General features: G+C 40.1%; 22 protein-coding genes. 8 read left to right on the top strand and 14 right to left on the bottom strand.

Annotation, left to right across the window (positions count from 1 at the left end; genetic code table 11):
- The first annotated feature begins 128 nt into the window (after positions 1-128).
- Both MKX14_RS15470 and MKX14_RS15465 read left to right on the top strand, forming a co-directional pair.
- Positions 129-1,262, top strand: a complete 1,134-nt coding sequence (locus MKX14_RS15470) for a TDT family transporter (protein WP_086376341.1) — start codon at positions 129-131, stop codon at positions 1,260-1,262.
- An 80-nt stretch (positions 1,263-1,342) separates the two neighbouring features.
- Positions 1,343-1,909 (top strand): 5'-nucleosidase, encoded by a 567-nt coding sequence (locus MKX14_RS15465; protein ID WP_057085838.1) that lies wholly within the window; start codon positions 1,343-1,345, stop codon positions 1,907-1,909.
- A gap of 35 nt (positions 1,910-1,944) precedes the next feature.
- On the opposite strand, the gene rutR is transcribed toward MKX14_RS15465, so the two are convergent.
- From rutR to ubiG, 12 genes are all read right to left on the bottom strand, one after another.
- A complete protein-coding gene (gene rutR / locus MKX14_RS15460) occupies positions 1,945-2,565 on the bottom strand; it encodes a TetR/AcrR family transcriptional regulator (protein WP_009387703.1) in 621 nt (206 codons plus the stop codon).
- 259 nt (positions 2,566-2,824) lie between these two features.
- A complete protein-coding gene (gene ssuB, locus MKX14_RS15455) occupies positions 2,825-3,625 on the bottom strand; it encodes an ABC transporter ATP-binding protein (RefSeq protein WP_240282898.1) in 801 nt (266 codons plus the stop codon).
- Positions 3,626-3,638: 13 nt separating this feature from the next.
- The gene (gene ssuC / locus MKX14_RS15450) at positions 3,639-4,436 is read right to left on the bottom strand and encodes an aliphatic sulfonate ABC transporter permease SsuC (RefSeq protein ID WP_213689067.1); all 798 of its coding nucleotides are present in this window, start codon (positions 4,434-4,436) and stop codon (positions 3,639-3,641) included.
- Entirely contained in the window at positions 4,433-5,608 is a 1,176-nt protein-coding gene (gene ssuD, locus MKX14_RS15445; RefSeq protein ID WP_240282893.1) for an FMNH2-dependent alkanesulfonate monooxygenase, read from the bottom strand. The genes ssuC and ssuD overlap by 4 nt, the downstream gene beginning before the upstream one ends.
- A 26-nt stretch (positions 5,609-5,634) precedes the next feature.
- Positions 5,635-6,618 carry a sulfonate ABC transporter substrate-binding protein gene (locus tag MKX14_RS15440; protein WP_240282892.1) on the bottom strand — a complete coding sequence of 328 codons (984 nt, stop codon included), beginning with the start codon at positions 6,616-6,618 and terminating at the stop codon, positions 5,635-5,637.
- Positions 6,619-6,690: 72 nt separating this feature from the next.
- Positions 6,691-7,659, bottom strand: coding sequence for a sulfonate ABC transporter substrate-binding protein (locus tag MKX14_RS15435; protein ID WP_032063257.1), 969 nt, complete (start codon positions 7,657-7,659; stop codon positions 6,691-6,693).
- 336 nt (positions 7,660-7,995) lie between these two features.
- A complete protein-coding gene (gene argA / locus MKX14_RS15430) occupies positions 7,996-9,351 on the bottom strand; it encodes an amino-acid N-acetyltransferase (RefSeq protein ID WP_016802669.1) in 1,356 nt (451 codons plus the stop codon).
- A 119-nt stretch (positions 9,352-9,470) separates the two neighbouring features.
- Positions 9,471-9,800: an RcnB family protein gene (locus MKX14_RS15425; RefSeq protein WP_017482365.1), complete on the bottom strand. Its 330-nt coding sequence runs from the start codon at positions 9,798-9,800 to the stop codon at positions 9,471-9,473.
- A gap of 240 nt (positions 9,801-10,040) precedes the next feature.
- A complete protein-coding gene (locus MKX14_RS15420; protein WP_009387402.1) occupies positions 10,041-10,454 on the bottom strand; it encodes an RcnB family protein in 414 nt (137 codons plus the stop codon).
- A gap of 218 nt (positions 10,455-10,672) precedes the next feature.
- The gene (yciK, locus tag MKX14_RS15415) at positions 10,673-11,419 is read right to left on the bottom strand and encodes a YciK family oxidoreductase (protein WP_002120710.1); all 747 of its coding nucleotides are present in this window, start codon (positions 11,417-11,419) and stop codon (positions 10,673-10,675) included.
- Between the two features lie 68 nt (positions 11,420-11,487).
- Positions 11,488-12,189, bottom strand: a complete 702-nt coding sequence (locus MKX14_RS15410; RefSeq protein WP_171304589.1) for an HAD family hydrolase — start codon at positions 12,187-12,189, stop codon at positions 11,488-11,490.
- Complete coding sequence (ubiG, locus tag MKX14_RS15405; protein WP_005804826.1) at positions 12,186-12,899, bottom strand: bifunctional 2-polyprenyl-6-hydroxyphenol methylase/3-demethylubiquinol 3-O-methyltransferase UbiG; 714 nt, start codon at positions 12,897-12,899, stop codon at positions 12,186-12,188. The genes MKX14_RS15410 and ubiG overlap by 4 nt, the downstream gene beginning before the upstream one ends.
- A 180-nt stretch (positions 12,900-13,079) precedes the next feature.
- Between ubiG and dsbA the strand changes: the two genes are divergently transcribed.
- Positions 13,080-13,697 (top strand): thiol:disulfide interchange protein DsbA/DsbL, encoded by a 618-nt coding sequence (gene dsbA / locus MKX14_RS15400; RefSeq protein WP_002120747.1) that lies wholly within the window; start codon positions 13,080-13,082, stop codon positions 13,695-13,697.
- A gap of 88 nt (positions 13,698-13,785) precedes the next feature.
- On the opposite strand, the gene MKX14_RS15395 is transcribed toward dsbA, so the two are convergent.
- Together MKX14_RS15395 and MKX14_RS15390 are read right to left on the bottom strand one after the other, a co-directional pair.
- Entirely contained in the window at positions 13,786-14,433 is a 648-nt protein-coding gene (locus MKX14_RS15395) for a TetR/AcrR family transcriptional regulator (RefSeq protein ID WP_108008102.1), read from the bottom strand.
- Positions 14,434-14,570: 137 nt separating this feature from the next.
- Positions 14,571-15,209: a TetR family transcriptional regulator gene (locus tag MKX14_RS15390; RefSeq protein WP_002120796.1), complete on the bottom strand. Its 639-nt coding sequence runs from the start codon at positions 15,207-15,209 to the stop codon at positions 14,571-14,573.
- Positions 15,210-15,382: 173 nt separating this feature from the next.
- Between MKX14_RS15390 and MKX14_RS15385 the strand changes: the two genes are divergently transcribed.
- From MKX14_RS15385 to MKX14_RS15370, 5 genes are all read left to right on the top strand, one after another.
- Positions 15,383-16,408 carry a ferredoxin reductase gene (locus tag MKX14_RS15385; RefSeq protein WP_240282891.1) on the top strand — a complete coding sequence of 342 codons (1,026 nt, stop codon included), beginning with the start codon at positions 15,383-15,385 and terminating at the stop codon, positions 16,406-16,408.
- Between the two features lie 30 nt (positions 16,409-16,438).
- Entirely contained in the window at positions 16,439-17,581 is a 1,143-nt protein-coding gene (locus tag MKX14_RS15380) for a fatty acid desaturase family protein (RefSeq protein ID WP_078221350.1), read from the top strand.
- A gap of 159 nt (positions 17,582-17,740) precedes the next feature.
- Positions 17,741-18,457, top strand: a complete 717-nt coding sequence (gene rph, locus MKX14_RS15375; RefSeq protein ID WP_002120794.1) for a ribonuclease PH — start codon at positions 17,741-17,743, stop codon at positions 18,455-18,457.
- A 133-nt stretch (positions 18,458-18,590) separates the two neighbouring features.
- Positions 18,591-18,725, top strand: a complete 135-nt coding sequence (locus tag MKX14_RS18255) for a hypothetical protein (RefSeq protein WP_262447379.1) — start codon at positions 18,591-18,593, stop codon at positions 18,723-18,725.
- 20 nt (positions 18,726-18,745) lie between these two features.
- Positions 18,746-20,914: a phosphocholine-specific phospholipase C gene (locus tag MKX14_RS15370; protein WP_240282890.1), complete on the top strand. Its 2,169-nt coding sequence runs from the start codon at positions 18,746-18,748 to the stop codon at positions 20,912-20,914.
- Positions 20,915-21,207 lie beyond the last annotated feature (293 nt).

Below are 21,207 nucleotides of genomic sequence, written 5' to 3'. Positions count from 1 at the left end.
TCAGTTATTTTTCAATATGAATATCTTTATATTTAAAATATTGATGAATTAAATAAAAATAAATCAATTTTTCTTATTATTAGTTTGCTCTACTATGCCTTTATCCACTCTTTGATTAGAGAACTAAGATGAAAAAACCTTTTTATCAATTAAATCAAAGCAAAGATGTTATACGACATTTTACCCCAAATTGGTTTACAGCGACTATGGGTACTGGCGTGGTGAGTATGATTTTAATCCAGCTGCCATTTGCTCAATCTTTTTTATTCACGTTAGCAACTTGGTTATGGCAATTTAATATTATCTTATTCAGCGTTTTTTCAGTTCTTTATTTATTGCGGTGGTTTCTTTTCCCTCATGAAGCGAAGCAAATTTTTAATCATCCAAATATGAGCTTGTTTTTAGGGGCTATCCCGATGGGGCTCGCAACGATATTAAACGGGTTTCTAAGCTTCGGTTTTGGGCTTTACGGTGAAGTCGCAATCCATATCGCCCAAGCTTTATGGTACATCGATGTCTTTTTAGCGCTAGCAATTGCGTGGATTGTGCCGTTTTGCATGTTTAGCCGTCAGAACCATCAGTTACATACGATGACCGCAATCTGGCTTTTACCTGTAGTTGCTTGTGAAGTAGCAGCAAGTTCTGCGGGGATGTTGGTTGCACATTTACCAGCAGATGTGCACAGCTTTCATCTATTACTGGCTGGTTATGTGCTCTGGGGAATCTCTGTTTTACCAGCATTCGCTATTTTGACAATTTTAATGTTGCGTATGGCTTTGCATCAGTTACCTGAAAAAGAAGTCGCTATTTCTAGCTGGCTCTCTTTAGGTCCTATTGGTACAGGTGCATTAGGTTTATTGTTATTAGGCCAGCAGGCACAAAGAGTAGCGCCAAACGTAGGATTTAACCAATTTGCGAATATCTTTCAAGCCTTAGGAGTTGTAGGTAGTCTCGTGCTTTTAGGCTTTGGGTTATGGTGGCTTGGTCTTGCGATTTTAACAACGCTTCGTCACGCAAAGACAGGTATTCCATTTAACTTGGGTTGGTGGGGCCTAACTTTTCCATTAGGCGTATTTATTCTCGCACTATTTAACTTAGGACATCAGGTTGAAGTTGTATTTTTACAATACGTTGCTGTGGCATTGAGTTTTTTATTATTGGCAATGTGGGGCGTGGTAATGAAGAAAACGCTTGCAGGCGCATATAGCGGTCAACTGTTCTTTTCACCGTGTTTAATCGCTTTACAACAAAAAGTGCAGTAATGATGAAAAGGTGCAAAAAGCTTTTGCACCTGATTTATACTTATTTTCTAACTTATTTAATTTTGATTTGAGCTTTTTGAATGAACACTGATATTGCTTTAATTATGGCACTTCCTAATGAATCTAAGGGTCTATTTGAACAAGCAGGTGTAGAAGTCCATTACAGTGGTATTGGTAAGATTAATGCTGCCTTTAAAGCGTTTGAAGTTATTCAAAAAACAGGATGCAAAACTTTAATTAACCTCGGTACAGCTGGAAGCTCTGCATTTAATCGACATGATTTGGTCGAAGTAAAAACTTTTGTACAACGTGATATGGATGTTTCTCCCTTAGGTTTCGAAGTGGGGGTAACGCCGTTAGATGATCACTTGCCAGCTGAAATTCATCTTCAACCACATTTTGCTGATTTGCCAAAAGCAATTTGTGGAACTGGAGACTCATTTGAAACAGGTCATCCAAAAGTCGCGTGTGATGTCGTGGATATGGAAGGCTATGCTTTAGCCAAAGTATGCCATAAGTTAGGCGTACGACTAATTTCGGTGAAGTATATTACTGATGGTGCAGATGACACCGCACATTTGGATTGGGAAGAAAATTTATTGTTAGGCGCCCAGAAACTTTTAGCTCTTTATCAAAACCATTTCTAAAAAAAGATCGGCAAATTTGCCGATCTTTTTTTGTTTTAACGAGGCAATACGCCGTAGAGCATCAGGTGGACTGTATGCTCAATCGAACGCTGGAACATACTGCGGTTACGAAGCGTTTTACCGGTCACCATTTCCATTTGAGTTGCAAAATCTGCATAGTTTTGCGTAAGGCCCCAAATATTTAAGATTAATAATTCTGGGTCGATATCTGGGGAAATCTTTCCTTCTTCTTGCCAAGTCTGAATGACCTTGGCTTTGCGCTTAAATAGCTTTTTCAAAGGCCCTTTCAGTATAGGTAAAATATGTGGAGCGCCTTGAATAATTTCTAATGCAAACAATCTAGATGCTTTAGGTTGGCTACGAGACAGTTCGATTTTTTGTATTAAATAGTGAGATAAGGCTTCGGCTGGTTCTAATTCAGCTTCTAAAGTTTGTAATGGGGCCAACCATTTTTGTAAAACGGTTGTGAGCACTTCTACATATAAAGACTCTTTATTTTCATAGTAATAGAAAATATTCGACTTATGCATGTCGGCGAGTTGGGCAATTTCATCCAGACTTGCTCCACTGAACCCATAGACTGAAAATACGTCAAGGGCGGCAGCAAGAAGCTGATTGCGCTTTTGGGTACTCTTTTTTTGTTCCATCTGCTGCATAATTAAAAAAATAATACTCCCATTGTAAGGGAAATTGTTTGATTTGTGCACAGGTGTCTTGCTTTTTTAATCAAAAAACAGCTAGTTATTTGCGTAATAGATATACTATTGTGCAAAAAATAGAGAGATTCACTATTTTATTGTTATTCTTAAAAATATTTTTTTATTTTCGCCCTAAAAAAGAGCAATAAAACAGCAGTTTTATTGCTCGTAAATTGGGCATTTTTCGGTTGAACAGTTGTCACTACTCATCACAACCTTAAGTTGCCAAAATCGCATCGAGTACTTGTTGCTCAAGCTGAGCAAAAGTAATGCTTTTTTTACGCGGACGCGGCAAATTAACTTGGAAACTTTGAGCAATCTTGCCCTTATCTAATAAGATAATACGATCAGCCAATTGCACTGCTTCACTTACATCGTGTGTGACCAAAATTGCAGTAAAGCCTTGCTCCTTCCACAAGCGCTCAATCAAGCTTTGCATCTCAAGCCGAGTTAGAGCATCTAATGCACCCAAAGGTTCGTCTAGCAACAATATACGTGGCGTATGTGATAGTGCACGGGCTAGGGCAGTACGCTGACGTTGACCACCTGAAAGCTGGGAAGGCCATTGTCCCGCTTTTTCTTTTAAACCTACTTTTTCTAGTAATTCTTCTGCTAAAGCATGTTGCGCTTTTGGTAGCCCAAGTTGAACGTTTTGAAGAATATTTCTCCAAGGAAGTAAACGAGGATCTTGGAACATTACTCGAATATCATCGTTCGTAATGCCTTCACGTAAATGTCGGGCAGATTTAAATTTGATTTCCCCAAAGCTGGCTTTTTCAAGTTGAGCAATTAAACGGAGTAACGTACTTTTGCCACAACCACTTCGACCAACAATTGCTAAAAACTCACCCGGCTGGATGTGTAGGTCAAGATCTTCGAGGACCTTTACCTCACCATAGAATTTATAAAGTTGCTCGATCAGAATCTCTGCTCCTAATACAGGTTCTTGAGATTCTGTTGGTTCTTCCGGAATGAGCTGCACTTCATTCTGATTAATATTTAAATTCAGATTTGTCATGTTCTAAGCTCCCTTATTTCTGATATCCAGAGTGCCAACGTAGTAAATAGCGTTCTAAAAGCTGTGCTAAAACATCTGCTAGTTTGCCTAGTAAGGCGTACAGAAGAATACCGACCAGAACTATATCTGTTTGTAAAAACTCACGTGCATTCATGGTCATATAACCAATACCTGCTTGAGCTGAAATGGTTTCAGCGACAATGAGCAATACCCAAACCAAACCTAAAGCAAAGCGTAGACCCACTAAAATAGAAGGCATTGCACCTGGCAAAATAATTTCTTTGTAAAGCTGCCAGCGAGAAAGGCCGTAACTTTTACCCATTTCGATCAATTGTGGGTCAACTGACCGAATACCGTGATAGGTATTAATATAAATCGGGAAGAAAACACCTACTGCGACTAAGAATAATTTCGCTGTTTCATCAATACCGAACCACAAGATGACGAGTGGGATAAGTGCTAAGGCTGGGATGTTACGAATCATTTGTAAGGTCGTATCGAGCAGTGTAGAGGCGAAACGCGAAGACCCGTTGAGTAGGCCTAATAACAAACCTAAACCGCCGCCTATCAGAAGGCCAAGCAGTGCACGACCAGCACTGACTTTAACGTGCTGCCAGAGTTCACCACTCACCAGTAGATGCCAAAAAGCGGAAACTACAGCAGTAGGTGCGGGTAAAATACGGCTTTCTAAAAGACCCGAACTTGAGGCAATTTGCCAAACAACTAATAGAAGAATAGGGAAAATCCAAGGCAGCAAACGCTGCCCGATTTGTTTTGTTCCACGTGAAACAACACTTTCAGCTTTGCTCATGCAGGCTCCTTGACGGAACTATTTTGCTTCTTCTCGTCTGGAACATAATTGTTGGCAATAATTTCACCGAATGGACCGGTTAAATTTGGCTGAGCAAGTTTAGCGCGAGTTTCAATTGGTAATAACGGGAATACTAACTCTGCAAAACGAATTGATTCTTCAAGGTGTGGATAGCCTGAGAAAATGAAAGTATCAATACCTAAATCAGCATATTCCTGAATACGGGCAGCAACGGTTTCAGGATCGCCTACAAGTGCTGTACCTGCACCACCACGAACTAAACCAATACCAGCCCAAAGGTTTGGAGATACTTCTAGTTTGTCTCGATTACCGCCGTGGAGAGCCGCCATACGTTGTTGGCCTACAGAATCCATTTGTGCAAATTTTTTCTGTGCGGCAGCAATAGTCGCATCATCAAGATATTGGATAAGCTCGTTCGCTGCTGCCCAAGCTTGTTCGTTGGTTTCACGAACAATCACATGCAAGCGAATACCATAAGTTAATTTGCGGCCTTTAGCCTCAGCTTTAGCACGAACATGTTCGATCTTTTGTTTGACAGCTTCTGGTGGTTCCCCCCAAGTGAGGTAAGTATCCACTTGCTCAGCAGCCAAATCGACAGCGACGTCTGAAGAGCCACCGAACCAAAGTGGTGGGTAAGGCTTTTGAACAGGTGGGTAAAGTAGTTTTGCATCATCCACTTGTAAACGTTCACCATGGAATGTAAAAGCTTCACCTGTATGTGAGCGTGTCAAAATCTCACGCCAGATTTTTACGTATTCATTGGCAGTTTGATAACGCGTTGAGTGATCTTCATATAAGCCATCACCGCGTAATTCAGTCTCATCACCACCCGTCACTAAGTTGAGTAACACGCGGCCATTCGACAAACGGTCAAACGTTGCAGCCATACGTGCTGCCAAAGCTGGAGTGGTTACCCCTGGTCGTAATGCAACTAAAAATTTAAGGTGTTGAGTTGCATCAATTAGGCTAGCCGCCGTAATCCAAGGATCTTCACATGAACGACCTGTTGGAATAAGTACACCTTCATAACCTAAATTATCTACTGCCACAGCAATTTGCTTCATATAGGCATGGTCAACCTGACGAGCGCCTTTACTTGTACCTAAATAGCGACTATCACCGTGGGTAGGAATAAACCAGAAAATTTTCATGTGCATTACCTATATGTCTATTGAAATTACTTGGCAATCCAAACAGCTTGCTTGATGCTGATTGGCTTTGGAATGATGCCTTGTTGAGTAAAAATGTCTGCGAGTTGCTGCTGCTCAGCAATCACTTTGCTGCTGAGTGGAGCTGCCGATGAAGGACGAGGACGTCTTTTAATGAATAAATCACTGGTTGCAGGCTTAAGTCCTGTGCTTTGCCCAATGGCACCTGCAGTTTCTGCTTGATGGCTTTGAACCCATTTATCAGCTTGATTAATTTGTTTGATGAGCCCTGAAACAGCTTTAGGATGTTGTTTAATAAAATTTGGGGCCGCTAAATAAAATGTATAGTTCGGGCTTAAGCCTTTACCCGATGCAAGAACACGCGCTTGGTCTTCTAGTTGTGCTGAAGCAAAGTAAGGATCCCAAATTGCCCATGCATCAACAGCACCCTTTTGGAATGCTGCGCGAGCATCGGCAGGAGTAAGCCAGATCGGAGTAATGTCACTCCAGTTTAGGCCTGCTTTACGTACGGCTTGTACAAGTAAGTAATGTGAACTTGAACCTTTTTGCAGCGCAATACGTTTGCCTTTAAGGTCTTTAAGCTGTTTGAGCTGCGAGTTTTTTGGAACTAAAATTGCCGATGCCAATGGCTTAGCCGCTTCATAAGCAATGTAATATAAAGGCTTGCCAGCCGCTTGTGCATAGACAGGAGGTGTATCTCCAGTAACGCCGACATCGAGTGAGCCAACAGCCAATGCTTCTAAAATTTGTGGACCAGCAGGGAACTCGTTCCAAGTAACTTGGGCATTTGGGAATTCTTGCTCAAATAGCTTTTGCTGTTTGGCAATTGCAAAGTTAATCGAGCTTTTTTGAAAACCAATACGAAGTTCTTTCACAGTTGGATCAATTGCCCAAGCTGGCGCTGCGATTGTTAAGCCTAATACAGTGACTGCACTGAGGCGCTTAATTAATTGTGTCCACTGACTCTTACTAAATAATGACTGATGTTGCATATTGATATCCTTGTTCCCCTTGAGGCAAGGCACAGCATTTATATGATTATTTAAGCCGTGCCCAAGCTGGGGTTATTTCAGTTTTAAAATGGCGTCTTGAATGGTGAGTTTGTTTGGAATGAGCTTTTGTGCATAAAAAGCATCAGCCACATATTGTTGTTCTTGTGCCACCTTGTCAGATATTGGCTGCACTCCGAAACCCATACGTGAAATGGAAGTTTTGAGTACATCAAACTCAAGTGCGGTAGGTTTTTCGAGTAACTTGGCAGCTTCATCCTGATGTGAACTTACCCACTCAGTGGTCTGGTTAAGTGTCTGTACAACAGTGTTGAGTACTTTCGGATTATTTTCTGCAAATTTACGGTCAGCTAAATAGAACTGATGATTACTCACCAAGTTTTCACCTGTTGCTAAAACTCGGGCCTGAATTTGATGTTCAGCTGCTGCAAAGAACGGGTCCCAAATGACCCATGCATCGACTGCACCTTTTTCAAAGGCAGCACGAGCGTCTGATGGCGGTAAATAAACTGGTTGAATATCACTTAAGCTTAAGTTGTTGGCTTCTAAAACTTTTAACAATAGGTAATGAACATTCGAGCCTTTGTTAAGAGCAACACGTTTGCCTTTTAAATCTTTAATAGATTGGATTGGAGAGTCTTTTTGTACCAATAGTGCTTCAGCTTTTGGCGCAGCAGGTTGGTTTGCGACATAGACTAAATTTGGATTGGCAGCCTGAGCAAAGATCGGTGGCGCTTCACCTGCTTCACCGAGTGAAACACTTCCTACGTTTAAACCTTCAAGCAATTGAGGGCCAGCAGGGAACTCGACCCATTTCACTTGCACGCCTTGTTCTTTTAATGCTTTTTCTAAGTCACCACGAGCCTTTAAAATAGGAAGAATCCCATATTTTTGATAGCCGATATTTAAGGTTGTGGTGGCTTGTTCCTCTTTTTTGGCACAACCACTTAACATCATCACTCCTGCAAGGCTGGCCGCGATGACTGAATATTTTGCCCATGAAGTGGTGTTGAAAAGTGCCATGAGATTTCGTGCTCCCCGAAAGAGAAAAAGAAAAAAATAATTGGATGAGCAGATACCCTAAATGGATTTTTATTTCAGAAAAAATAAATATTCGGTCTTTATTTATGCAAAAAAAAGCTAAACACAATAGGCTATAAACTTATGCGAAAAAAAGATTTATCTATTAGAAATATATTTAATGAATTTTGATTAAGTTGATGTAAATAAAATAAAAAATATTAAAACCTTAAAAAATTTAGATTTAAAAAAAAGTACAACCATAAATTAATCGTGTTTACGGTTGTACTTTTTGAACTAAGCTTATCTGAAATAAGAATATCTTAAAATTAACAAAGGCTAAGGAAGCAGTTTCTTAAAGACTAAAGAATTTCTCTGATAGTTATAGAGTGCCTGACGAGCATTTGGTAAGTCATCAACACTCACCTGATGAAAACCGTGTTCTAAGAACCAGTGAGCGGTTCGAGTCGTTAAAACAAATAATTGACGAATACCTTGTTCTTTTGCCTTTTCTTCAAGGAATTGCAAAATCTGGCTGCCACGGTTCGATTTACGATAACTTGGGTGTACTGCGACGCAGGCGATTTCTGCTGAACGTGTTTCATTAAATTCGGTTGGAATTGGATAAAGTGCAGCACACGCTAGAATCGTACCATCGCGCTCAATAACAGCGAACTGGCTAATCTCTTGCTCTAAACGTTCACGCGAACGATAAACTAAGATACCTTCTTCTTCTAATGGACGTAATAAATTCATTAAACCGCCCACATCTTGAATGTTGGCCATGCGAACTTCTTCATAATGCGCATCGGTAATCATGGTACCGATACCATCTCGAGTAAATAACTCTTCGAGAAGGGCGCCATCATAGGCATAAGAAATAAGATGAACGCGGTGTACGCCTGATAAAGATGCTTTTTTTGCCTGTTGCAAATGCAAAGTGAGTGTTGGGCTAATGGTTTGGTATTGTTGAATATAGTAGTCCAGTTGATGTGGGCTTAATTCACGTAATATTTGCTCATCTTCATTCAACAATCCTTGTTGCTCACCTAGAAAAATGAGTTTATCTGCTTTTAAATAAGTTGCTGTTTTAGTTGCAACTTCTTCTGCTCGCAAGTTGAAAACCTCGCCTGTAGTGGAGTAACCTGTTGGTCCTAACAGTACAATATTATGATTATCGAGGTGTCGATCAATCGCATCTGTATCGATAGAACGAACTTCACCTGTAAGCTGGAAATCCATGCCATCACGAATACCGTAAGGTTTAGCAGTCACAAAATTACCTGATACCACATCTATGCGAGCCCCGTACATTGGCGAGTTTGCTAAGCCCATAGAAAGCAATGCTTCGATTTCTAGGCGAATAGAACCTACAGCACTCATGACACAGCTTAAAGATTCACGTGTGGTAATACGGCTGTTATCATAAAAAGGAGTTTCGATTCCTTTTTCTTTAAGATTTTGATTAATTTGCGGACGTGCGCCGTATACGAGAATTAAGCGAATACCAAGAGAGTGCAATAAAGCAATATCGTGAATGATATGTTCGAAATTAGGATGACGGACTGCTTCACCACCAAACATCAACACAAATGTTTTATCGCGGTGAGCATTAATGTAGGGCGCTGAGTGTCGAAACCAGTGTACATAATGCTGGGTGTTATTATGTGACTTACTTACAGGCTTACTTGACATACCGATCTCGAATCAACAGCAAAAAGATATAAAGATGATTCTAAACAAAAAAGACTAAAGCCGCATGTTTTAGATAAAAAAACACCCAAATTGAAATTTGGGTGTTTAAATTTTTTTGATTAGTGAACAACTCTAATGATTTTATGACTTTGTTCATTCACTAATACGTAATTTCCGTTCACTTTATACCATTTTTGATAACGACCCGGTTTAGTCAATTTTTGGTGTTGACGATAGTCGATCACGTAACGTGAATGTCGATACTCATGCGGTACAACCTGACCTACTCTCCACGCATTACGATGGTCGTCTTTTTTAATCACTTTAACTGTTTTTACTTCATGGTTTTGATAGTTGCCATGATGATTATGATCATTTGGTGCTGCCATTGCTGTTGTTGCAACTAAGCCACTAAGTGAAAGAACAATCGCTGTTGTTAATTTTTTCATTGTAAACCTCGAATGATGAGTTAAATTTCAATAACTAAAGATTAGTGAACAATTGCAGATAAATCGTGGAGGCTAAGAAGAATAAATGTGAAAACTAATTGTGAAATAAGAAGAAATTAAGAAAATATCTAAAGTGAAAATATAAAAAAGCTTGTATTTTTAAGATAGATAAACAATAAAAAAGGATAAAACCCAAAGGCTTTATCCTTTTTTACTCAGCGATAGCGAGGGTCTATCGCCTTAAAAACCACGAATACTCACAATGCTATTAGAGTCTGTGTCGACTAAAATATAGTCATTGTTGATTTTGTACCATTGCTGATTACGGCCTGGTTTTGGCAAGTTACTGTCTTTATAGTCGACTTTATAGCCATTACCACGATAGTGCTGTGGCATAACATAGCCAGGCTGCCAGCGATGTTGTTTTAAGCGTTCAAAGCCACGTTCTTCGCGCATACGGCGTTCGTCACGGATACGATCTTCATCATGATCACGTCCAAATCCTGGCCCACGATCATTCCACTCACCGCGTGGCCCTCCACCTTTAGGTCCTTTGGGACCATGGCCTCGGTCAAAAGGAGGATCAGCAAAGCTCGCCATACTTGTGGTCAGTACGGTTATGCAAAGGGCTAAGATGGTGAACAACTTTTTCATGATGCATCCTCGTTTACATCTGATGTCTCTCATGTTGAATACTCTACGCGCAAAATGCAGAGAAACTGTGAAGATCATTTAATGGTTCAATTAAAATTACGGATAGATCAAGAGTTTTTATCAATAATAAAAAAGGCTTGTATATATCTTTTCAGGTATAGGCAAGCCAGATTTGATGATTGGCCGTAATTTAATCTAGCTTTTCATCTTTAACTTTTTTAATCCTGCGCATCAATACTTTGACCATTGAGTGCCAAGCTATCTTCACCCATTAAATAGAGATAGGCTGGCAAGATCGACTCTGGTGTAGGTAAGGTTTTCGGATCTTCTTGTGGGTAAGCTTTCGCACGCATTGCAGTACGTGTTGCGCCTGGATTAATGCAGTTAAAGCGAATATTTGGATAAGTATTCTCTGCTGCAAAAATTTTGCTCACTGCTTCAATTGCAATTTTGGAGACAGAATATGCGCCCCATAAAGCACGTGCTTCACGACCTACACCTGAACTGGTAAATACGACAGAGGCATTTTCTGATTTTTGCAAAAGTGGCAATAAGGCTTGAGTCAGGGCAAAAGGAGCTCGTAAGTTAACTGCCATCACGTCATCCCATACTTCGGTAGGATAATGTGCTAGCTCTACACGCTCACCTAAAATACCGGCATTATGCAAAATACCATCTAGACGTCCAAATTGCTTTTCAAGTGTATCGACTAAAAAGTCATAATCACGGTCAGAGGCACTTGAAAGTTGTAATGGTAAAATCGCGGGCTGAGGTGCGCCTAGACTTTCAATTTCATCATAAATCACTTCAAGTTTATTTAAGGTTCTACCATGCAGGACAACGGTTGCACCATGTAGGGCATAACTTAGAGCTGCAGCTCGCCCAATTCCATCACCAGCACCGGTAATTAAAATAATTCGATCTTTGAGTAGATCCGGACGAGGTTGGTATTCTGAATATTTCATTGGTAAACCTCCTTCTTTTTATATTGATAAAACAAATAGCCGTTAAAAAAGTCTATAAAACTCTTAAGTTAACTTATCATACGCTGATTTTCCTGTAGAGCAGGAAGCTTTTGACGTAACATATCGTGTAATTCTGTCACTGTATTTACAATCGAATCGGCCTGCCAAGCGGCTAAATCATCACGGTGTTCAATAGGCAAATAACCGTACGCAGCTAAAATAGTGTACATATTGGCATTGCGACCAGCATCGATATCACGTGGGTGGTCGCCCACATAAATAATTTCATCTGCTGAGATATTTAACTGTTTAGCAGCCAAATACATTGGTTCAGGGTCTGGTTTGGTTTTACTGACATCTTCAGGACATACCAAAACCGCACAGCGTTCTGTCAGATTTAACTTTTCTAAAAGAGATTCACTTAAACCGCGTGGTTTGTTGGTCACAATACCCCACGGAATTTGCGCAGCTTCTAACTCTTCTAAGAGTGGATACATACCTTCAAACAGATCTGTATCAACCACAATATTATTGCCGTAAATATCTAAAAAGTTTTGGCGATGTGCCAAGAAAATTGGATTGGCCACATCCAGCTCTGGATAAACCAATTTCACCATCGCACGTGCACCTTCAGACACCTGAGTGCGAATAAGATCGGCTTCTACAACAGGGCGTCTTGCATCACGGCACATTTGCTGAATAATACGAATGAAATCCGCAGCTGTATCGATAAGCGTACCGTCTAAATCAAATAAAACAGCTTTCATCATGCACCTGTATTAATCGTATGAACCATATAGTTAACGTCAACATTTGGCGCTAACCAGTAATGCTTGGTCAGTGGGTTGTAATGTAGTCCAGTCATTTCTTTTAAAGTAAGGCCAGCATTACGAATATCATGTGCCATTTCAGATGGTCGAATAAATTTATGATAATCATGCGTACCTTTTGGCAACATGCGTAGTACGTACTCTGCACCAATAATGGCAAATAAATAAGATTTTGGGTTACGGTTAATGGTCGAGAAGAACACATGGCCGCCCGGTTTAACCAGAGCCTGACAAGCTTTTACAATAGATGCCGGATCTGGAACGTGTTCCATCATTTCCATACAAGTCACCACATCGTATTGACCTGCTTGTTCTTGTGCTAATTCTTCTACAGGAATTTGACGATATTCAATATTTTGAACATTTTCTTGCTGAGCATGTAAACGGCCGACAGCTAGAGGTGCTTCACCCATATCGATGCCTAATACATCTGCGCCACGACGTGCCATGCTTTCGGCCAAGATGCCGCCACCACAGCCGACATCAAGTACTTTTTTACCAGCAAGACCGCCTGCACGTTCATCAATCCAGTTTAGACGTAGTGGATTGATCTGGTGAAGTGGGCGAAATTCAGAATGTTGATCCCACCATTTGGCAGCAAGTGCTTCAAACTTTGCGATTTCTTGTAAATCAACATTCAATTGCGACATGGTGCTACCTCTAAACTTGAGTTATCTTTTTGGATGTAGTTCGCCGTTAGTGTAGCGATTATTGGGAAAAAAGCGATAAACCCAATAAAAAACTTCACAGAAGCAAAACGAATTTAGCATATTTGTTTTATATTTAGGGCATAAGCTAATGCATAACAACTTAGAGGAAAAGCTGTAGCAATGAAAAAATTGGTTTTGGGTGGTTTGAGTGCAGCAATTATGGCCGTATCGGGTAGTGCAATGGCAGCAGATTTTGTTGCTGGTAAAGACTACACCGTGATTGCCAATCCAGGCAAAGTGGAAGTTCCGGGGAAAATCGAAGTTCGAGAGTTCTTTTGGTATGGATGCCCACACTGTTTTAAACTTGAACCGCATATGCAAACGTGGTTAAAACAGATTCCTAAAGATGTACGTTTTGTACGTACACCTGCTGCAATGAATAAAATGTGGGAACAAGGGGCGCGTACGTATTATACATCTGAGGCATTAGGTGTACGTAAACGCACGCATTTACCACTATTCCATGCGATTCAGGTGAATGGACAACAAATTTTTGATCAGGCTTCTGCTGCGAAATTCTTTACTCGTTATGGCGTACCTGAGCAGAAATTTAATAGTACTTACAACTCGTTTGCTGTGACGGCAAAAGTTGCTGAGTCAAATAAACTTGCTCAACAATACCAATTAACAGGCGTACCTGCAGTGGTCGTGAATGGTAAATATGTTGTGCAGGGTGAAGATGGTAAAGTCACTCAAGTTCTTAATTATTTAATTGAGAAAGAACGTAAAGCAAAATAAGTTGTTTAGGCTTTACTTCAAAAAATGGGCTTCATGTGAAGCCCATTTTTATATTTAATTTATCGTTAATTATCACGAAATAATTCAATTAATTTTGCTGATTTTCATCTTCAATCTGAAAATTTAAAACATCGAAATTAGCTGTTTGAGTCGGCAGTGATAATGCCTGATTAATATATAAATTAATTAATTTTTGACGAGAACCAATCGAACGCTGATAATAAGTAGAATTTAAAAGCAGTGATGCACCGTAAGTCAGTGACCAGATATAAGACAAATAATCACGAATCGACATATCATAATTCAATGATTTTAAATACTTTTCGGTAATATCTTTAATGGCTAAAATACGTTGCTGTCGAATTTCATAAAGCTCTTCGAAAAGATGCTTCAACTTAGACTCTGTCATCGTCAGATTTTCTTCAAGTTGATGCAATAGAATCGTTTTACCTGGGGCAAGTAAATGATGAAGCATGTAATGAGGAGCATACTCTTTGAAATCTGTATTATATTTTTTAGAAATTTCTAAAATTTGCTTTTCATTTTGAATAATGAGCTCAAGTAGAAGCTCATTTTTGCTTCTAAAATGCTTATAAAGTGTGCCTTTAGCAATATCTAGCTCGGCCACTAACTCATCTAGAGTAATTTCCTGATTGTTTTCTAATAACAACTTTTCTGCCACGCTCAGAATTTTTTCTTTACGCATCAAAAACTGTGTATGACGATCAAGATTCATAGGTATTCCCACACCAGTTTGGCCTAACTAATAGTTTACTTCCTGTAAAAAGAAAAAGACTTTTCTCGAAATTTTTAGCCTTTTTCTTTCTCTCTTTACGTATTACCACATAACCTGTTTTTTGTCATTTGCCGCTTCTATCGTTCCCAGTTTGCAATCCCTCTAAAGAGTAAACGAACTTGTGTAGAGGCATTTTCAATAAAGGCAGTTTGTTGCAGCTTGAGCTGTTCACCTTGATATTGTTTCGATAGGTTGAGCCACGTCATTGCCCATGTAAATGACATATTAGTCAAAATGGTAGATAAGACATTTAAGTCTTGAGGATTTTGAATATGTTTAAAATTTTCGAGTTTAGTAAGATCAGTTGTTAGATCTTCAATCAGAAATTCAATTTCTCGGGCAATTGCTGCACGGACTGTTTCTGAGCCGCCCCAACGTTCAGCAATCATAAATTGCCACTGCTTAGGACTATGATTAACCGCCTGAACAAATAGCTCAATACTGGTTTGAGTTTTAGCAGATTTATGCTGTAAATAACTTTGACCTAATTGATGTAAAACACTTTTTAAGTGTAGTGCGACTTGGTCGACCAGTTCCTTACCAAGTTCATCCATGTCTTGAAAATGACGATAAAACGCTGTCGGTACTAAACCAACTTCACGTGCAACTTCACGCAAGCTGATACTACTGAACGAACGCCCAGACGTGCTCAGATGCAAGGCTGCATCGAGAAGTGCCTGACGACTTTGCTGTTTTCGTTCATCGCGTATCGACATTAAAAGAACCTATTTAAACCGTGAGCCAAAGTCTAACAAAAAAGAGCAAACTTTCATAAAAAAAATAGTGAACAAGTGTTGACTGAGTGAACGGTTATAAATATAGTGTACATATGTTCACTATACGAACATGTGTTCACTCAAATAAATAGCCAGATACAAAAGAGGAACGTATGAACGCAACACTTAGCTATCAACCACATTGGGTTCGAGAAGATTTCGTTGATTTTGTCTTGCAGAAAATTAACGTGACTTGGGCGTGGAAAAGGGTACTTGCAGAAGTTACTGCAGTTCAGCCACTGCATACCGATATGGTGCTCATTAGACTTAAACCAAATCGTAATTTTAATTTCGATCAGGTTCGAGCGGGTCAAAGTATTTTACTGACTTTACTTATCGATGGCGTTTATCAACAACGTAGTTACTCGATTATTGAAGTGACAACGCAAGGTGAAATTGCTTTAGGTATTAAAGTCCAAGGCTTGGTGTCTCGTGCAGCTCAACTGTTACATGTGGGCGAGTGTGTGGAGATTTCACAGCCACAAGGTGATTTTATTTTGCACCAAGGTCAGCATCCTGCGATTTTGATTGCGTCAGGAAGCGGTATAACTGCAATTTATGCACTCTTGCAGCAAGCTTTGAAACAGCAGCTAGAACAAATTCATGTCATTTATTTTAATCGTGCGGAAATTTTTCATGCTGAATTAAAAGCTTTGGCAGAGCAGTACCCACAGCTTCAATATCATTTTTTTAATACTACCGAGCAAAAGCAGCATTTAACTGAAAGTTTACTGCAAAAGCTGGTTCCAGATTTCGAGCAGACAGCAACTTATGTTTGTGGTCATCATGGCATGATGCAGCAAGCCAATGAAATTTATGCACAAAAAGGTGCTCAGTCACAGCTTCATCAAGAGTATTTTCAGCCACTTCAAGTGACTGGTACACATGCAGCACAGCCTGTTATTTTCCGCCGTGCTCAACACGAGTTTTTAGCTGAAACAAATTTATTGAGCAGTGCAGAGCAAGCCGGTTTACGCCCACAACATGGTTGCCGTATGGGTGTCTGCAATAAATGCAGCTGTACCAAAGTGAGCGGAGTTACTCAAAACCTGTTAACTGGTGAAATTGAAGATCAACCGAACCGTCCAATTAAACTATGCGTGAGTCAGGCATTAAGCCCAGTCACGATTGATCTATAAAAAGAATTAAAGAGGATTAACCCTATGAATATGGCATTAGAATTTTCTACCGTTTCTAAATCTGCTCATTTAACTCCAGAACAGACAGAAGAGTTTGGTCGCCGTGTTGAGCAGATTCGCCAAGACGTGATGCAGAGCCTTGGTGAACAAGACGCAAAATATATCTACAAAGTGCGTAATTTTGTTCGCTACACTGAAATCGCATCACGTGGCATGTTGATGTTTGGTGGTTGGATTCCGCCAGTCTGGCTACTAGGCACAGGCTTATTAGGTATTTCTAAAATTGTAGAAAATATGGAACTTGGTCATAACGTCATGCATGGTCAATTTGACTGGTTAAACGAACCAAGCCTGAACGGTAATACTTACGATTGGGATACCATTGCATCGGGTGATGACTGGCGTGAAACACATAACTATGTGCATCACACCTATACCAATATTGTCGGTAAAGACCATGATGTCGGTTATGGCATTTTACGAGTAAGTGATCAACAGAAGTGGGAACCTCGCCACCTGTTTAATATTCCTCTAGGTCTACAGTTAATGTTTTTCTTTGAGTGGTATGTAGGCGTGCAAAACTTACATCTTGAAGATGCATTAGTTTATAAAACCAAGAGCTGGAAACAGGTTTGGAAAGATTCGGCTAAAGTCCGTAAAAAAGCCACACGCCAAGTCTTAAAAGACTATGTGTTTTTCCCTGTGATCTCTGGCCCTATGTTTTTACCAGTTTTTGCAGGAAATGTAGTTGCGAATATTATTCGTAACTTGTGGTCATCTGCTGTGATCTTTAATGGTCACTTTACTGAAGATGCAGAAACGTTTGAGCCTGATAATACTGATACCGAAACTAAGGCCGAGTGGTACTTACGCCAGATTCGTGGTTCAAGTAATTTTAGTGGTACAGAATGGCTACATTTTATGAGTGGTAACTTAAGCCATCAGATTGAGCATCATTTATTTCCAGATATGCCAGCTAACCGCTATAAAGAAGTAGCACCGAAAATTAAGGCACTTTGCGCAGAATATGGCATTAATTACAATGAAGCGAACTTTATGCGCCAGTTCTGGAGTGTATGGGTACGTTTAGCGAAATGTTCACTGCCAAACCATACCACTGGAAAAGTGATGCAGACATTAGAAAAGTTAAAAGCAAAATTTAAATTTGCATAATCTCAGTTAATTCAAAATAGCTCCTTTTTAGGGGCTATTTTTATTTTTGAGTTATGAAACTTGTAGACTTACATTTGAAAGTAGGGAATAAACTCAACCTGTCAAAATCCTTTGCTATACTATGCCCAAGTTTGTATTTAAGAGAAGTTAGGAAGGATTATGCGTATTGACCAACGTGCATTAGACCAATTACGTGAAGTGAAAATTACACGAAACTACACCCGTTATGCTGAAGGTTCTGTGCTGGTCGAATTTGGTCACACCAAAGTCCTTTGTACTGCAAGCATTGATAACTCAGTGCCACGCTTTTTAAAAGGTCAAGGCCAAGGCTGGGTAACGGCAGAATATGGCATGTTACCGCGTTCAACCCATTCACGTTGTGACCGTGAAGCGGCTCGTGGTAAACAAACTGGTCGTACTCAAGAAATCCAACGTTTGATTGGCCGTAGCTTACGTGCGATGGTTGATTTGAAAAAGCTTGGTGAAAACACGATTACCATCGACTGTGACGTGATTCAGGCTGATGGTGGTACGCGTACTGCTTCAATCACTGGTGCTGCTGTAGCATTAGTTGATGCGATGAATGTTTTATTGTCTCAAAAGAAAATTAAGCATGATCCGCTTAAAGGGTTAGTTGCTGCAATTTCTGTCGGTATGTATCAAGACGAAGTGTTGCTTGATCTTTGCTATGAAGAAGACTCGAACTGTCAAACTGACTTAAATGTAGTAATGACACAAGCTGGCGAGTTTATCGAAATTCAAGGTACTGCCGAAGATAAACCGTTTACCCGCGCTCAAAGCAATGCCATGTTAGAAATGGCTGAAAAAGGAATTGCCGAGCTCATTAAAAAGCAACAAGAAGCTTTAGGCTGGTAATTTTACGCTTTCTGAAAAACGCATCTTCGGATGCGTTTTTTTATGCCTTCATCAAATCGACATAAAAACATCACTTGCCTGTCACTTTAACGCTTTATTAGTAGTTCGCATTTAAACCGTTTGGAAAAAACCAATGCGAAAACTTTCACTTTTATTAATTACTTCTTTAGCACTCATGCTCAGTGCTTGTAACGATGATAATGACTCAGATAATTCATCGCCAACAACACCGCCCACCACTAATTGCAAAATGCACTGTGCACCATAATAAGAACTAGGATAGAACTAATGAATCGTCGCGAATTTCTTTTAAACTCTACAAAAACCATGTTTGGGACAGCTGCTTTAGCAAGTTTCCCGCTGAGTATTCAAAAAGCCTTAGCTATTGATGCCAAAGTTGAAAGTGGAACTATTCAAGATGTTAAACTCATCGTGATTTTGACTCAGGAAAACCGTTCTTTCGATAATTATTTCGGAACATTGAAAGGTGTGCGTGGTTTTGGTGATCGTTTTACGATTCCAATGACGGAAAGCCGAAAGGTTTGGGAACAATATGATGCGAATAAAAAGAAAGTATTGCCTTACCATTTAGATAGTCGTTTAGGAAATGCTCAGCGTGTTTCAGGTACACCTCACTCATGGTCTGATGGCCAAGCAGCTTGGGACAATGGTCGTATGAGTGATTGGGTCGCTTATAAAAAACCACAGTCGATGGGCTACTATAAAAAACAAGAAGTCGAATATCAGTTTGCTTTAGCGAATGCTTTTACCATTTGTGATGCTTACCACTGTGCTATGCATGCTGGGACCAACCCAAACCGTAAGTTTATTTGGACTGGCACTAATGGTCCTACAGGTGCAGGTGTTGCGAGTGTTGTAAATGAATTTGATGGGATTGGGGCATCAACAGAAGGTTATGAGTGGACAACGTATCCTGAGCGCTTACAGCAGGCTGGCGTAACATGGAAAGTCTATCAAAATATGCCAGATAACTTTACCGATAACCCGTTAGCTGGTTTCAAACAGTATCGCCGTGCAAATGAGCAATCTGGTCAACCTGTCAGTAACGACACACTAACGTGTCCAGCATACGATGAAAAGATTGATGCGACCCAACCACTTTATAAAGGTATTGCCAATACCATGCCGGACGGTGGTTTTTTAGGAACTTTTAAAGCTGATATTGCCCAAGGTAAATTACCGCAGGTGAGTTGGTTGGTCGCACCTGCTACTTATAGTGAACATCCGGGGCCATCTAGTCCTGTACAAGGTGCTTGGTATATTCAGGAAGTATTAAATGCATTAACTGAGAACCCTGAGCTGTGGAGCCAAACCGTTTTATTGGTGAACTTCGATGAAAATGACGGTTTCTTTGACCATGTCCCTTCACCAAGTGCACCGTCTAAAGATGTAACCGGTGTTGTATATGGAAAAACGACTTTAAACGATCAGCAAGTGTCCTATGAGTACTTTAACCATCCAGCAGTAGCGACTTCAAAATCTCAACCTAAGCCAGATGGTCGAGTGTATGGACCAGGCGTACGCGTTCCCATGTATGTGATTTCGCCGTGGAGCCGTGGAGGATGGGTCAATTCTCAAGTCTTTGACCATACCTCTATTTTACAGTTCTTGGAAAAACGCTTTGGTGTGCAAGAACCTAACATTAGCCCTTACCGCCGTGCTGTATGTGGTGATTTAACGACGGCATTTAATTTTAAAACACCGAATGTTCTGCCTGTTGCTGAACTAGATGGGAAGAAAACCAAAGCCGAAGCCGATGCGATTCGTGTTGCTCAAGCTTTATTGCCACAAGTTCCTGTTCCGAGCCAGCAGCAATTTCCTCAGCAGGAAATGGGAATTAGGCCATCACGTGCTTTGCCATATATTTTGCACACCAGTGCCAAAGTCGATACCACTCAAAAAACGATTAAGCTGATGTTCTCTAATACAGGTAAACAAGCAGCCGTTTTCCATGTCTATAACCGATTTGATCTTACGGCAATTCCACGTCGTTATATGGTTGAGGCAGGTAAACAGCTCGATGATGTATGGAATGCTACAAATGGGCAGTACGATTTGTGGGTACTCGGACCAAATGGTTTCCACCGTGCGTTTAAAGGTAATTTGAGTCAAGCTAACCAGACTCAAGCATTACCGGAAATTAGAGTATGTGTGGAAGAGTGTGATGCGAATTTGTATTTAAAAGTGCGTCATGATGGTAATAAGTCAGTCAAGCTCAACGTCAAAGCAAATGCTTATCTTCCAAATAAGACATGGACGATTGAAACCAATAGTTCTGAAAAAGAACTGGTTTGGGATATGTCTGAATTTGGTGGCTGGTATGATTTCACGGTGACCTTAGCTAATGATGCTACGTTTAGTCGTCGTTTCGCAGGCCGTATAGAAACTCAAGAAGATTCAATTTCTGATCCATATATGGGTTATCTAGAGTCTTAAGTTACTGTAATAGATGAATGATTAAGCTGAAGTCTTAGGTTAATAATTATTTTTAAATTAGCTAGCACGACGGAGTCTTATCGTTTATTCATCCAGTGGAAGTAGCTAATTCGTTACTTTGGTTTCGCCCAAAGTAACCAAATGCATTTGTCATCTACAAAACCTGTTCTCTTTCTGCATATATCTGATTTATTGCAAAAACAATATATTTATAGATTTTGGGCAGGTCGTAGATGACATTTCGCACAATCTAATGTTGAGAAATATAAATGAAGAGAGGGAATATCTTGTGT

The sequence above is a fragment of the Acinetobacter pittii genome, assembly GCF_022449185.1.
In the GTDB taxonomy this organism is placed as follows: Bacteria; Pseudomonadota; Gammaproteobacteria; order Pseudomonadales; family Moraxellaceae; genus Acinetobacter; species Acinetobacter pittii_I.
The sequence above is the reverse complement of the archived record's forward strand: the minus strand, read 5'-3'. Positions and strand labels throughout refer to the sequence as shown.